The organism is Pseudonocardia sp. TRM90224 (genome assembly GCF_021245725.1).
In the GTDB taxonomy this organism is placed as follows: domain Bacteria; phylum Actinomycetota; class Actinomycetes; order Mycobacteriales; family Pseudonocardiaceae; genus Pseudonocardia.
This window is the reverse complement of record NZ_JAJGSX010000003.1, coordinates 451,911-466,040: the sequence shown is the minus strand read 5'-3', so window position 1 is coordinate 466,040 and position 14,130 is coordinate 451,911. Positions and strand designations below refer to the sequence as shown.

Below are 14,130 nucleotides of genomic sequence, written 5' to 3'. Positions count from 1 at the left end.
CGTGACGTTCGCCCTGCAAAGGATCTATGGAGCCGGTCTACTCCCGATGGTGTGCGGCGCACGCCTGAGGACGATCTGGGTTGAGCCGCCACAGCTGAAGCGTCCAGGGCACGTCGTAGCAGATCACCCAGGCCGTGTAGGGCGCCAGCAGCACGCTGGAGCGTCGGTCCTTCGCCACGGCGATCTGCAGCGCGGCCAGAGGCACCAGGAAGACGAGGATGCCGAAGAAGCCGGTCCGCACGCTACGCCGGCCGAAGAACCCGACGTTCCACACCTCGTTGAGAACGAGGACCACGAGGGCCAGCCGGGTCGCGACGCTGTCGCGCCGATCGACCGCCCGGTACAGCACACATCCCAGCAGTGCGTAGTACACCACGCCCACGGCCGCGAAACCTGGGAGCGGCAGCTGCATGCGCGGCTGCCGCAACCCGTAAAGCCAGTTGAGGTCGTCCTTACTGATCAGGGCGTTGCCGGCGCCGGCCGCAACCAGCGTCGCGCCCGCGGCGGTCACGAAAGGTCGCGGCATGCGGCGAAGGGTCGCAGAGGATGCTCCGCCACGGCAATCGTTGGGTCCGCCTGCTCCGGGTGCGCCCGAGCGCATCGAGCAGGCCTGCCGAGGCCTGGCCGTCGCAGAACGGCCCGATTCGAACGTCCGGAATGGATCGATTGCGGTCGGCGTTCTGCGACGGTCGAAACGGCTCGGTCAACGGCTGCGGACAACCTTGGTCCGCTACGCGCTCAGATGGCCGCCGGGCAGGCGGTGGGCGTCAGGTTCTCGCGACCTCGCAGCATCGGATGGTCGGAACGCTGGCGGGTGTGCGGAGGAGTCGCTCGACGAGGTAGTTCGCGTCACGTCCGACTCCGCGGAGGGTTGCGGAGGCGAGGCTGCGTTGCCATTCCAGCCCGACGTAGGCGAGGCCGGGGTGAGTGCGAGACAGTCCGCGGATCTGCCGGGGTGCCCCGGTGGCGTCGAGGGCGCCGAGGCCGGCGAGGTAGGGCAGGTCGGGGCGGTATCCGGTGGCGAGCAGGATCGTGTCGACGTGCTCGGTGCGCCCGTCGGGCCAGGTGACCTGGTTGCCGTCGATGGTGGTGAAGAGTGGCGAACGGGCGGGGCGGCCGGCGTCGATGGTGTGGCGGTAGGTGCCGTCGTCGATGACGGGGACACTGGGCTTGGTGCGCAGGTAGGGACCGATGGGCAGGTGATCGAATCCCAGGGTGGTGGCCCACCAGTGCATGTCGCGGCCGAGGATCGTCTGCGGCGCGTACTTGATCGGGGCCCGGGTGCCGAGGGTGACGTGTGCGTGGCCGGCGAGCTCGACCCCGACCTGGGCGGCGGAGTTCCCGGCTCCAACTACGACGACACGTTGGTCGGCGTAGCGGTCGGGGTTGCGGTACTGGCTGACGTGCAGGACATGGCCGGTGAACTGGTCGAGGCCGGGCAGTGTGGGCCGGTAGGGGTTGCCGAAGCCGCCGGTCGCCGCGATGACGATCGGCGCGGTGAACCTCTGCTCGTCGGTGTCGACGGTGAAGAGGCCGGCGACGCGGGTGACGGCGCGGACGCGTTGCCCGGTCTGGATGTCGGTGTCGAGGCGGTCGGCGTAGCGGCGCAGGTAGTCGATGACCTCGTCGCGGTGTGGGTAGCGGTTCGGGTCGCCGGGGAAGGCCATGCCGGGCAGTTCGCTGTATCGGGCGGGGGAGAACAGGGTGAGGCTGTCGTAGTAGTGCGGCCAGGACCCGGTGGGTTCGGGGCCGGCTTCCAGGACGAGCGGGGAGAGCCTGGCGGCGCGCAGGGCGTGTGCGGCGGCGAGGCCGGACTGGCCGGCGCCGATGACGATCGCGTCGTGGTGGGACATGGGCACCTCGAAGAGACGGTCCTCCGTCGGAGGAACGCGGGCAGGGTGAATGACCGGTCCGCACATGGCGGCCGGTTCCGGTAGTGGGTCTGCGGGGCCGGGCGATGCCCGGTGGGGGTCAGTCGGTGGCGCGTCGGCGTTCGAGGAAGACGGTGTCGCGCCAGACGCCGTGGTGTTGGCCGATGCGTTCGCGCAGGCCGAGGGTGCGGTAGCCGGCGGACTGGTGCAGCGCGATCGAGGCGCGGTTCTCGGGGAAGATCGCGGTCTGCAGGGTCCAGAGGCCGGCGTCGTCGGCGGCGGTGACCTGCTTGTGGATCAGGGCTTTGCCGATGCCGCGGCCGCGGACACCGTCGGCGACGTAGATCGAGGTCTCGGCGACGCCGGCGTAGACGGGCCGGGTCGAGATCGGGCTGAGCGCGGTCCAGCCGACGACCGTGCCGTCGAGTTCGGCGACCCAGCGGTGATCAGGCAGCCATTTGCGGTCCAGCTCGCGCCGCTCGGGGACCTCGGTCTCGAAGGTGGCGTCGCCGGTGGCGATGCCTTCGGCGTAGATGCGCCGAACATCGGCCCAGTCACCGACCTGCATCTGGCGGACGGTGACGTCGACGGGCAGGTCGGTGGGGCAGCACGGCCGCGGCCCGAGCATGCCCATCACCGCGTCGGCGGCGTGCGGCAGGCCGGTGCAGCAGGCCGGGTTGACCGACACGAGTGTGGTCGTGCCCTCCTTGCGCAGGTGCACGAACCCCACGTCGGCGAGCTTGCGCAGGTGATGCGAGCAGGTGGACTGGCTGATGCCCAGCTGCACAGTCAGTTCTCCGACGCTGATCTGGTGGCCGGCGACGGCGACCGCGTGCAGCATGCGAACCCGGGTCGGTTCGGCGAGGCAGGCGAACCACTCGGCGTAGGTCGCCGCTTCCTGAGCTGGGAGCTGCGTCGGCGGCCCGGAGATGTCCGTCAGCGGCAGGCTGGTGCTCATGAGGACAGAGTATCGACTCACATCGATGGTTGCGTCAATCGACCGCCGTCGATAGAGTCCTGGCCATTGAATCGATGAGCGTCGATGAATGACGTTGGAGTGAGGAGAGCGTGATGGACGAGTCGAGCCTGCCGGTCGTCGTGGTCGGAGCGGGGCCGGTCGGGCTGGCCGCGGCGGCCCATTTGCTGGAGCGGGGGATCGAGCCGGTGGTGCTGGAGGCCGGGGCGGCGGCCGGGGCGAATGTTCGGGAGTGGCACAGCGTGCGGCTGTTCTCCCGGTGGGCCGAGGTCGTCGACCCGGTCGCGGAGAAGCTGCTTGCCCCGACCGGATGGCGACACCCCGACCCCGACACGTACGCAACCGGCGCGGAGTGGGCAGAGCGATACCTGCAGCCGCTGGCCGATGTGTTGGGTGATCGGGTCCACTACAGATCGAGGGTGGTCGGGGTGGCGCGTCGCGGGCGTGACCGGATCGTCGACGCCGGCCGCGACACCGAACCGCTGTCGGTGCATGTCGAGACCGCAGACGGCGAGGAGCGGATCCTGGCCCGCGGGCTGATCGACGCCTCGGGAACATGGTCGACCCCCAACCCGCTCGGCGGGGACGGACTGCCCGCGATCGGGGAGAAGGCCGCAGCCGACCGGATCGCCTACCAGGTCCCGAACCTCGCCGACCCGGTCGTGCGGGCCCGATACGCGGGCAAGCGGATCACGGTCGCGGGTAGCGGTCACTCGGCGCTGACCGCGCTGGTCGCGTTCGCCGATCTCGCCCGGGACGAGCCGGGCGCGCACGTGGACTGGCTGCTGCGCCGCGGCCAGGTGGGCGACACCTTCGGCGGCGGCGACGCCGACCAGCTCCCGGCCCGCGGCGCGCTCGGGCTGCGCGCAGCCGCAGCGGTCGAGGCCGGCCACATCACCACAGTGACGGGATTCCGCACGACCGCCGTCCAGCGAGCCGGGGAGCAGCTGGTACTGGAGTCACTGGACGGGCGCCGGCTCGACCCGGTCGACGAGGTGGTCGTACTGACCGGATTCCGCCCGGACCTGTCGTGGCTCTCGGAGGTGCGCCTCGACCTCGACCCGACCTTGCAGGCCGCCCGGGAGTTGGCCCCGTTGATCGACCCGAACGTGCACTCGTGCGGCACGGTCTACCCGCACGGCGCCCGCGAGCTGGCCCAGCCCGAGCCGGGCGTGTTCCTGGCCGGGATGAAGTCCTACGGCCGCGCGCCGACGTTCCTGGCCATGACCGGCTACGAGCAGGTCCGTTCGGTCGCCGCGGCGCTGGCCGGGGACCAGGAGGCCGCCGACCGGGTCGAGCTCGTGCTGCCGGAGACCGGAGTGTGTGGCGGCGCCGGCGTGTTCGACGAGGCCGCAACGACCGACGCCGGCGGATGCTGCGGTGCTCCAGAACCGGGGGCCGCGGAGCTGGTCGGCATCGGGGTCGGCGCGCCTGCCCGTCCCTGACCGTCGCAGGTCCACGTCCGAGAGGAAGCCGTGCCGCGATCAGAGGCCGAGGACCACACCGTGGGTGGGCTGAGCGAGTTCGGTCTGCGCCGGGTGCTTGTCGTGCTGTGCGTGACCGAGATCGTCAGCTGGGGAGTGCTCTACTACGCCTTCCCGGTGCTGGCGCCCACGATCGCGCGCGACACCGGCTGGTCGGTGTCGGTCCTGACCGCGGCGTTCTCGACCGGGTTGGTCGTCTCGGCACTGGTCGGGATCCCGGCCGGGCGCTGGATCGACCGCTTCGGACCGCGACGGGTCATGACCACCGGATCGATCCTCGCCGTACCGGCCGTCGTCGGGATCGCACTCGCCCCGTCGCTGCCGGTGTTCTTCGCGGCCTGGGTGCTGGCCGGTGTTGCCATGGCCGGCACCCTCTACGCGCCGGCGTTCGCGGCGTTGACGCGCTGGTGGGGGCCGCGCCGGGTGACCGCGTTGACCGCGGTGACGCTGCTGGCCGGGCTGGCTAGCACCGTGTTCGCGCCGCTGACCGCGGCGCTGTTGGGCCCGTTCGGGTGGCGCGACACCTACCTCACCCTGGCCGGGGTGCTGGCCGCGGTGACGATTCCCGCCCACCTGTTCGGGCTGCGCGGCCCCTGGCCCGCACCCGAGCGCGTCGCCGGGACGGTCGACCACGCCCCGGCCGACGTCGTGCGCAGCCGCACGTTCCGGGTCCTGGTCGTGGCTGTTGCGCTGGCGACGTTCGCCGCGTTCGCGGTCGTGGTCAACCAGGTCCCACTGCTGATCGAGCGCGGCCTGTCCACGACACAGGCGGCGTGGGCGCTGGGCCTGGGCGGCCTCGGGCAGGTCCTGGGCCGGCTCGGCTACGGACGCCTGTCAGGGGCCTTGTCGGTCCGCGCCCGCAGCGTGGCCATCATCGCCGCCTCCGCAGCCGCGACCTTGCTGCTCGCGATCCTGCCGGGCCCGACCGCGCTGCTGATCGCGGCGGCGATGCTCGCCGGTTCGGCGCGGGGGGTGTTCACGCTGCTGCAGGCGACCGCGATCAGCGACCGCTGGGGCGCCACCCACTACGGACGGCTCAACGGGCTGCTCACCGCACCAGCCATGGTCGCCACCGCCCTGGCTCCCTGGGCCGGCGCCGCCCTGGCCGAGCTCCTCGGCGGATACCCGACGGTCTTCGTCGTCCTCGCCGTCCTGGCCGGCATCGCCGCCGTGCTCGCCGCCGCAACGGTCCCGCCTGCACCAGCCGGCTCGCCCACCGCTCGTCCGTCCCGGCCCGTCGGGGGCGATCACCAGCACGACTGAACCCATCCACGAGAGGAACCTCATGTCCGAGCCCTGGCCCACCGACCAGATCCGCGACAACGTCCGCGCCCGCTACGCAGCCTCCGCCACCCGCATCGCCACCCGCATCGCCGCCCGCCAGAGCGAGGCAGCCACGGCCACAGCACCATCGTCGTGCTGCGGCCCGGCCACCGACGCCGCAACAGAGCCGGCAGGATCGTCGTGCTCGACGAGCTGCTGCGGGCCGGCGGCAACCGAGGAATCGTTCGGGGCTCAGCTCTACGACCCGACCGAAGCCCAGGGCGCACCCGCGACAGCGGTCGAGGCCTCCCTGGGGTGCGGTGTGCCGACCGCGGTCGCGGATCTCAAGCCCGGCGAGACCGTGCTCGACCTCGGGTCCGGCGCCGGCGCCGACGTCCTGATCTCCGCCCGCCGGGTCGCACCGGGCGGGCGCGTCTACGGCTTGGACATGACTCCGGAGATGCTCCAGCTCGCCCGCGCCAACGCCGAGACCGCCGGGGTGGACAACGTCGAGTTCCTGCAGGGCTACCTCGAACAGATCCCGCTGCCCGACGCCAGCGTCGATGTCGTCATCTCCAACTGCGTGATCAACCTCGCCGCCGACAAGCCCGTCGTGCTCCGCGAAGCCGCACGCGTGCTGCGCCCCGGAGGCCGGTTCGCCGTCTCCGACGTGATCGCCGACCCCAACCTCGACCCGTCCGTGCGCTCGGACCCCGATGCCTGGTCCGGATGCGTCGCCGGCGCCCTGACCCGCACCGACTTCGAGACCGCGCTGGCTGAGGCCGGGTTCGTCGACATCGACATCAACGAGACCCACCGCGTCCACGACCACGCCGCGTCCGCGATCGTGCGCGCGACCCGCGCCGAGACCTGATCGTCACCCGCTACGTGGTGGTGTTCACCCGGTGTGCACTTGCGAGCTGAATCGACACCTATCAACATAGACGTGTGTCGATTCAGCTTCCGGTCCTGTGTTCGTCGGTCCAGACCCACGAGCCCCTCACCGCGTACGAGGCAAGTGAGTTGGCGACGGCGTTCAAGGCGCTCGGCGACCCGGTCCGGTTGCGTCTGTTGTCGCTGATCGCCGCGCACGAGGGCGGCGAGGCGTGCGTGTGTGATCTGACCGGTGCGTTCGAGCTGTCGCAGCCCACGATCAGCCACCACCTCAAGGTGCTGCGCGAGGCCGGACTGGTCACCAGCCAGCGCCGGGCCACCTGGGTCTACTACCAGGTCGTGCCACACCGGATCGCGCTGCTCGCCGACGTCCTCGCCCCGAGCGACGACCCCACAACCCGCCGGTCGCACAGCAGCGTGGCGAGCGGTTGCTGCGCGCCGGTCGCGGCCGGAGCCACGTCGTGAGCGCCACCCCTGAGGTCGCACCCGATGCTGCGGTCGTGCGGCAGCTGTCCACGCTGGATCGGTTCCTGCCGGTCTGGATCCTCGCCGCGATGGCCGTCGGGCTCGGCGCCGGGCGGTTGATCCCCGGCCTGGGTGCTGCGCTGGACGCGATCGCGATCGACGGTGTCTCGCTGCCGATCGCGCTCGGTCTGCTGATCATGATGTATCCGGTGCTGGCGAAGGTCCGTTACGACCGCCTCGACACCGTCACCGGCGACCGCCGGCTGCTGATCAGCTCGCTGGTGCTGAACTGGATCATCGGGCCGGCACTGATGTTCGCGCTGGCCTGGCTGCTACTGCCCGACCTGCCCGAGTACCGGACCGGGCTGATCATCGTCGGGCTGGCCCGCTGCATCGCGATGGTCATCATCTGGAACGACCTCGCGTGCGGTGACCGTGAAGCCGCCGCCGTGCTCGTCGCGATCAACTCCGTCTTCCAGGTGGTCGCGTTTGCCGCGCTGGGCTGGTTCTACCTGTCCGTGCTGCCGGGCTGGCTCGGTCTTCCGCAAGCCGACCTCGACGTGTCCGCGTGGCAGATCGCGAAGTCGGTGCTGATCTTCCTGGGCATCCCGCTCGTCGCGGGCTACCTCACCCGCCGGTTCGGGGAGCAGGCCAAGGGCCGGCGGTGGTACGAGGATACGTTCATTCCGCGGATCGGGCCGTTCGCTCTCTACGGGCTGCTGTTCACCATCGTCGTGCTGTTCGCTCTGCAGGGTGACGCCATCACCTCCCAGCCGCTGGACGTCGTCCGTATCGCGGTGCCGCTGCTGGCCTACTTCGCGCTGATGTGGTTCGGCTCCCTCGCCCTGGCCCGCGCGGTCGGGCTGGGCTACGAACGCTCGGCCACGCTCGCGTTCACCGCGGCGGGCAACAACTTCGAACTCGCCATCGCGGTCGCCATCGCCACCTTCGGCGTCACCTCCGGCCAAGCACTCGCCGGCGTCGTCGGACCCCTGATCGAGGTCCCAGTCCTCGTCGCCCTGGTCTACGTCTCGCTCGCCGCGCGGCGGCGCTGGTTCGCGACGCCCGCCTCTACCGCTTCCTCGTCCCCGGCTCGGAAGGACGGCCCGCTATGACCGATCCCTGGCAGCGCAGCACCCTGCCCATCGACCAACGCCTCGCGCTCAAGACTGCTGCCGCCAACCTCGCCCGCGAGTTCGACGGCATCTTCGGCGCCGAGACCATCGAACGGTTCCTGCACAGCTCCTACGACGAGTTCGCAGGCCGCGCCGCCGTGCTCAACTTCCTGCCCCTGCTGGCCGAGCGGTTCGCCCGCCAACGCCTGCGCGCACTGGCCAAGGTCGAAGGCAAGGCCGGCGACGGGACCCCGGTCGTGCTGTTCCTGTGCACCCACAACGCCGGCCGCTCGCAGATGGCTCTCGGGTTCTTCAACCACATCGCCGCCGGCCGCGCGATCGCCTGGTCCGGCGGCTCCGAACCCGGCACCGCGGTCAACCCCGCAGCCGTCGCGGCCATGGCCGAGCGCGGCATCGACATCAGCGGCGAGTACCCCAAGCCCTGGACCGACGAGATCGTCCGCGCCGCCGATGTCGTCATCACCATGGGCTGCGGCGACGCCTGCCCCGTGTTCCCCGGCCGCCGCTACGAGGAATGGGTCCTCGACGACCCCAACGGCCTCGACGTCGCCGCGGTCCGCCCCATCCGCGATGAGGTCGAACGCCGCGTCCGCGCACTCGTCGACGAACTCGCCCCCGCAACCCACTGACCAGCCATCGAGGAACCCACACCGTGTCCGACATCCCCAGCGTGCTGTTCGTCTGCGTGCGCAACGGCGGCAAGTCCCAGATGGCCGCCGGCCTCATGCGCCACCTCGCCGGCGACCGCGTCGAGGCCCACTCCGCCGGCACCAACCCCGGAACCTCGATCAACGCCTTGTCCGCCGAGTCACTCACCGAGGTCGGCGCCGACATGTCCGGCGAGACCCCGAAGCCCATCGACCCTGCCCTGCTCGCCCGCGTCGACCTCGTCATCACCCTCGGCCGCGAAGCCCACGTCGACGTGCCCGACGGCGTCGAGCTGCGTACCTGGGACACCGACGAGCCGTCCGAGCGCGGCATCGAGGGCATCGAGCGCATGCGTCACATCCGTGACGACATCGCTGACCGCGTCAACGCCTTGATCACGGAGCTCGTGCATCCGCAGCCATCGGATCACGCTGCCGGCGCTGCCGGCGTATGAGTCGGCGAGCGTTGACAAGCAGGTCCGGTAGAGGGTGTTCCCGCCGGTTATCGCGATCCCACCGCGGCCGGATCGATACGCCGCGGTCGCCTGCTGTCGTCGCATTGAGTCACTGATTCGATGATGACGACGGCTCTGCCGCAGTGCCTGCGTGGCCGCCTCCGCAGGAACCCAAGCGGGAGAAATGAGACGGGGAACTGAGACGGACGCGGCCCGAGACTGCGTCGCTGCATCGGAAATCGCTGGTGGGAGTGGAGCCGCCTTGGGGAGTCGAACCCCAGACCTACGCATTACGAAGCCCTAGCGGCAGCGTTCGCCGACGTCCGCGTGTGACGCGAGCGCTGGTCATCGTCCTCCCGAAAATCCCTTGGGAGGACGCGAACGCGCCCGAACTGAGCCCCTGATGAGCCCTCGCTCAGGCGGACACTGAGCCTTTGCCAACCTGGTGAGCGGGCTGGCCAGCGGTTGTGCGGCGTGGCGTGCGGCCCGGGAGTGGAGTGGATGTGCCAGCGCTGCGGCCGTCGTCGACAGCTTGGTCAGGGCGGTGGTAAAGGTGGTGCCCACCGTCCTGGGCGGACGGATCGATCGCGTCGCCTTCGCGGTTGGAGTGTCCGACACTCCTACGCCCGACCTGTTCCCCTAGTGTCCGGCGGGTGAGTGAGAACGAAGCGTTAGATCGGACCCGCCGAGACTACGACGAGGTCGCCGAGTTGTACGACGATATGGTGCGACGGGGCGACGAAGTCACCGATGCGCTGTCAGCAGCGATGATCAACGCCTTCGCCGACCTCGTCCGCGCCGGTGGGTCGGTGGGTGCTGTGGTCGATGCGGGTTGCGGTCCCGGACAGTGGACCGATCACCTGGATCGTGCCGGCATCCGGGCTTACGGGATCGATCTGTCACCGGCCATGGTCGCGATCGCCCGCCGGTATCGTCCCGACCTGCGCTACGAGGTCGGTTCTATGCTCCATCTCGACGCAGGGGACGAGTCGATCGCGGGCATCCTGGCTCACTTCTCGTTGATCCACACTCCGCCGGACCTGCTTCCGCGCGTCCTGACCGAGTTCGCCCGAGTGGTAGAGCCGGGCGGACCCCTGCTGATCGGTGTGCAGATCACCGACACCGCAGACGCCAACGGTTGGGTCCCGTACGACCACAGAGCCTCACCGGCGTATCTGTGGACCCTCGACGCGCTCACCGACCGACTGCGCGAGCACGACTTCGCCGAGCTCGGACGCCTGCGAATCGTTCCTCCGGCGCCAGGCAAGCCCCCCGCCGGATACCTGCTGGCGCGCCATGACGCCAGAGGTAACGAATGAATTTGCCGACCTGGGCGGGCAGTCAGCGGGTGTGCAGCGTGGCGTGACCTCGAATGGGTCACGCTCCTGGTACACGGGCGATTGCCTACGTCAACACGTCTTACCAGGATCTTCAGGGTGCTGTCCTACCCGTCCGGGCGCGAACGCCTTCAGCGGATCCTGGACGACCCGGACGACGGCGAGCCGGAGGGGTCGATGGTGCCGGCATAAAGAGGAACAACTGAGCCCCGAACTGAGCCCTTCATGCGACCAGGGACCTTCCCGGATGGGAAAGTCCCTGGTCAGAGGTGAGCCGCCTTGGGGAGTCGAACCCCAGACCTACGCATTACGAGTGCGTCGCTCTAACCGACTGAGCTAAGGCGGCGTGGTGCTCGCCCAGTGTACCGACCGTGTGATCTGCCCCGTCGAGGGGTTAACCGCGCTGCAGCGCCACCATCATCGCCTCGACGGCGATGTCCGGCTTGACGTTCTGGTCGAGTGCGGTGCGGCAGGCGAGCACCGCCTCCAGCCTGCGCAGAGCTGATTCGGCCGACCAGTCGGTCGCGGCGGAGCGGATGTCGCTCTCCCGGTCGGGGTTGGTGAGGGCGACGGCGGCGCCGCTGCTGGCGATGAGGGTGTCGCGGAAGAAGCCGGCGAGGTCGACGAGTGCCCGGTCGATCGCGTCGCGCTGCGTCCGGGTGTTGCGGGACTTCTGCTGCCGCTCCAGCTCGCGTTCGGCGGCCTTCGCCCCGCGCGCGGCCGCAGCGACGCCCTTGCCGACGCCGCCCGCACCCATGGCGACCGCGAGCTCCTCGCGTTCGGCCGAGTCGCGGCTCTCGCTCAGCTCGGTCGCCTCGGCCTTCGCCGTGCGGACGAGGTCGGCGGCGAACGCGAAGGCGTCGCCGATGTTGCGCAGGCGCAGCGGCAGGCCGAGGACCGTCTCGCGGTGTGCGCGGGCCTGCGGGTCGCGCGCGAGGTGGCGGGCCCGCCCGACGTGCCCGGCGGCGACGGAGGCGGCCCATTGCGCCGCGTCGGCCTCGATGCCGTCGCGGCGCACCAGGACGTCGGCGATCGCGGCCGGTGAGGGCGTGCGCAGCGGGACCGGACGGCATCGCGAGCGGATCGTGACGGGCAGGTCCTCCGGGTGGTCGGACGGCGCGCAGAGCAGGAAGATCGTCTGGTCGGGCGGCTCCTCGATGAACTTGAGCAGCGCGTTGGCGGCGCGCTCACCGAGCCGGTCGGCGTCCTGGATGATCAGGATCTGGAACCGGCCCGTCGCCGGGCGCCGCGCGGCCGACTGCACGAGCGTCCGCATCGACTTCACCGAGATCGACAAGCCCTCCGGGACGATCTCGCGCACGTCGGCGTGGGTGCCCGACATGACGGTGTGGCACGAGACGCAGTGCCCGCAGCCCTGGTCGGGGCACTGCAGAGCCGCGGCGAACGCGCGCGCGGCCACCGACCGGCCGGAGCCGGGCGGGCCGGTGAAGAGCCATGCGTGCGTCATCGCCGACGGGCTGCCCGCGGCCGCGCTCAGCTCCGCGACGGCCGACGGCTGCCCGACGACCTCGTCCCAGACGCTCACCTGGCTCCTTCCACGCTCGGGTCCGACTCCTTCGCCGGGGCCGCGGGCAGCATGGGCGCAAGACCTGCGGCGATGCGTTCGGCGACCTCATCGGCGGTGCCGTCGGTATCAACGACGACGTAGTGGTGCGGCTCGGCCGCGGCCATCCGCGTGAGCAGCCGCTGCACCTGCGCGTGCTCCTCGCCGGCCAGCTCCGGCCCCGACGGCGCCTCGACCGGCGCGCGGTCGAGCAGCACCGAGACGTCGGGGCGCAGCCGCCCGGTCGCCCAGGCGGCCAGGCTCTCCAGGTCGCCGGGGTCGACGACGGCCTGGATGCGGTCGGCCGTGACGCCGAGCTGGGCGAGGGGGCTGGCGAGGTACCGCTCGACGACCACGATCGCGCCGGCGTCGAGTGCCGGCCGGACCACCCGCTCGACCTGGTCGGCGCGGACGGCCGCGGCGGCGAGCGCCTTCGCGCGCGGACCGGAGAGCGACGCCGCGTGGGTGGCGGCCATCCAGCGCTCGCGGTCGCGTTCGCTGCTGTCGGGCTGCACGACGCTGCGGCCCTCCGCGCGCAACCGTTCGGCCAGCCGGTTCGCCTGCTCCGCCGTCTCCGCAGCGGCCGCGCCCTCGATCGCGATGAGGACGCCGGTGCCGTGCCGCGGCTCGCCGCGCCGGATGGCGGCGAGCAGGTCGGGCAGCATCGGTTCGGTACGCCGGTCGTCCATCTGGCGGTAGGCGAGCATGCCGACGCCCGCCGCGAGCAGCCCGCCGGCCAGCATCACGACCCGGGTGCCGTCGATGACGTAGGGGAAGCCGAAGAGGTCGATCTGCCGCGCGCTCACCAGCCCGACGATCAGCGGCACCAGCGCCATCGAGCCGAGCAGCGTCAACCGGACGATCGACTGCACGAAGGCGACGATCCGGCCGCGGATCTCGTCGGCGACCTGCGCACCGATGATCGTCAGCCCGGTGAGGAACGCGATGCCGGCGAAGCCGCCGACGAGCATCACGGCCGCGATCGCCACGAACAGGTGCGGCGCGATCGCCACCAGCAACAGCGCGACGCCCGCCGCCACGATCGCGGCGCCGAAGAGCCGGTTGTGCGGCAGCCGGCGCGCCATGCGCGGCGCGGCGCCCATCCCGAACGCGAGCCCGACGAACACCGAGGCGAACAGCAGCCCGTACGCCGCGTTCCCGCCGCCGAGGCTCTTCGCGTAGAGCGTCGCCGAGCCGATCACCGTGCCGCCGGCCGCGAACGCGCCGATGATGCCGACGACCAGCCCTCTGATCAGGGGTGTGCGCGCGACGAACGACGCGCCGTCGCGGATCAGCGTGACGACGCCGGGTGCCGTCGCTCTGCGTTCGGCGCTCTTCCCCGAGATCTCGGGGATCCGGAAAAGCACCGTCAGCGCGATCACGAGGTAGGCCACGCCGCTGAACAGCAGCGCGAGGAACACCGTGTCGGCCTTCGACCAGCCGAACACCCGCTCGGTGCTCGACAGCAGCGTGAACAGGCCGGACGCCGTGATCACCGCGACGCCGTAGGTCATGACGAGCGCGAGCTGGTTCGCCGTCTCGACCTGGTCGGGCCTGCGCAGCAGGTTCGGCACCGACGCGTCCTTCGCCGGGATCCAGAACAGCGCGCAGATCTCGATCAGGAACGTCGCGACGAACAGCCACCACAGCGAGCCGACGGCGATGATCGAGACGAACAGCCCGCACCGGAGCAGGTCGCACACGACCATTACCCGGCGCCGGTCGAACTTGTCGGCCAGCGCGCCGGCGAGCGGCCCGAGCACGAGCGCGGGCAGCAGCTTGGTCGCGACGACCCCGCCTAGCGCGAAGCTCTGCGCCTGGTAGCCGTCGGTGAGCTGGGTGGCGAGGGCGGAGAGCGCGAGCAGGCTCATCCAGTCGCAGATGCCGGCGACGGACGTGACGAGCCACAGCCTGCGGAACGCGGGTATCGCCAGCACGCTGCGCACGCGATGGGACGTCGGCGGGGCGAGTGAGGGCTCTGAGCTGATCGCTCGTCACCTCCTCGGCCGGGCCTCTTGCTCGCAGACCAGGGTAGACG

Annotated in this window: 13 protein-coding genes and 1 tRNA gene; 8 read left to right on the top strand and 6 right to left on the bottom strand. The window is 71.0% G+C overall.

What is annotated here, in order from left to right; translation table 11 throughout:
- Positions 1-37: 37 nt before the first annotated feature.
- The 3 genes from LL648_RS06285 to LL648_RS06275 all read right to left on the bottom strand — a co-directional run bounded on the left by LL648_RS06285 (position 38) and on the right by LL648_RS06275 (position 2,829).
- Positions 38-511: a TspO/MBR family protein gene (locus tag LL648_RS06285; protein WP_232661444.1), complete on the bottom strand. Its 474-nt coding sequence runs from the start codon at positions 509-511 to the stop codon at positions 38-40.
- A 256-nt stretch (positions 512-767) separates the two neighbouring features.
- A complete protein-coding gene (locus LL648_RS06280) occupies positions 768-1,853 on the bottom strand; it encodes a flavin-containing monooxygenase (RefSeq protein ID WP_232661443.1) in 1,086 nt (361 codons plus the stop codon).
- Positions 1,854-1,971: 118 nt separating this feature from the next.
- Positions 1,972-2,829 carry a helix-turn-helix domain-containing GNAT family N-acetyltransferase gene (locus LL648_RS06275; RefSeq protein WP_232661442.1) on the bottom strand — a complete coding sequence of 286 codons (858 nt, stop codon included), beginning with the start codon at positions 2,827-2,829 and terminating at the stop codon, positions 1,972-1,974.
- Positions 2,830-2,942: 113 nt separating this feature from the next.
- On the opposite strand from LL648_RS06275, the gene LL648_RS06270 reads away from it, so the two are divergent.
- From LL648_RS06270 to LL648_RS06235, 8 genes are all read left to right on the top strand, one after another.
- Complete coding sequence (locus LL648_RS06270; RefSeq protein WP_232661441.1) at positions 2,943-4,292, top strand: NAD(P)-binding domain-containing protein; 1,350 nt, start codon at positions 2,943-2,945, stop codon at positions 4,290-4,292.
- Positions 4,293-4,322: 30 nt separating this feature from the next.
- On the top strand, positions 4,323-5,594 hold the full coding sequence (locus tag LL648_RS06265) for an MFS transporter (RefSeq protein ID WP_232661440.1): 1,272 nt from the start codon (positions 4,323-4,325) through the stop codon (positions 5,592-5,594).
- A gap of 22 nt (positions 5,595-5,616) precedes the next feature.
- On the top strand, positions 5,617-6,468 hold the full coding sequence (arsM, locus tag LL648_RS06260) for an arsenite methyltransferase (protein ID WP_232661439.1): 852 nt from the start codon (positions 5,617-5,619) through the stop codon (positions 6,466-6,468).
- A 74-nt stretch (positions 6,469-6,542) separates the two neighbouring features.
- Entirely contained in the window at positions 6,543-6,953 is a 411-nt protein-coding gene (locus LL648_RS06255) for an ArsR/SmtB family transcription factor (RefSeq protein ID WP_232661438.1), read from the top strand.
- Complete coding sequence (gene arsB, locus LL648_RS06250; RefSeq protein ID WP_308190250.1) at positions 6,950-8,068, top strand: ACR3 family arsenite efflux transporter; 1,119 nt, start codon at positions 6,950-6,952, stop codon at positions 8,066-8,068. The genes LL648_RS06255 and arsB overlap by 4 nt, the downstream gene beginning before the upstream one ends.
- The gene (locus LL648_RS06245; RefSeq protein ID WP_232661437.1) at positions 8,065-8,718 is read left to right on the top strand and encodes an arsenate reductase ArsC; all 654 of its coding nucleotides are present in this window, start codon (positions 8,065-8,067) and stop codon (positions 8,716-8,718) included. Before arsB ends, LL648_RS06245 begins: the two co-directional genes overlap by 4 nt.
- A gap of 23 nt (positions 8,719-8,741) precedes the next feature.
- Positions 8,742-9,191 (top strand): arsenate-mycothiol transferase ArsC, encoded by a 450-nt coding sequence (locus tag LL648_RS06240; protein WP_232661436.1) that lies wholly within the window; start codon positions 8,742-8,744, stop codon positions 9,189-9,191.
- Between the two features lie 653 nt (positions 9,192-9,844).
- Entirely contained in the window at positions 9,845-10,510 is a 666-nt protein-coding gene (locus LL648_RS06235; protein ID WP_232661435.1) for a class I SAM-dependent methyltransferase, read from the top strand.
- A 290-nt stretch (positions 10,511-10,800) separates the two neighbouring features.
- On the opposite strand, the gene LL648_RS06230 is transcribed toward LL648_RS06235, so the two are convergent.
- From LL648_RS06230 to LL648_RS06220, 3 genes are all read right to left on the bottom strand, one after another.
- Positions 10,801-10,874 (bottom strand) — tRNA-Thr (locus tag LL648_RS06230).
- Between the two features lie 48 nt (positions 10,875-10,922).
- The gene (locus LL648_RS06225) at positions 10,923-12,074 is read right to left on the bottom strand and encodes a DNA polymerase III subunit delta' (protein ID WP_232661434.1); all 1,152 of its coding nucleotides are present in this window, start codon (positions 12,072-12,074) and stop codon (positions 10,923-10,925) included.
- On the bottom strand, positions 12,071-14,038 hold the full coding sequence (locus LL648_RS06220) for a bifunctional MFS transporter/dTMP kinase (protein WP_232661433.1): 1,968 nt from the start codon (positions 14,036-14,038) through the stop codon (positions 12,071-12,073). Before LL648_RS06220 ends, LL648_RS06225 begins: the two co-directional genes overlap by 4 nt.
- Positions 14,039-14,130 lie beyond the last annotated feature (92 nt).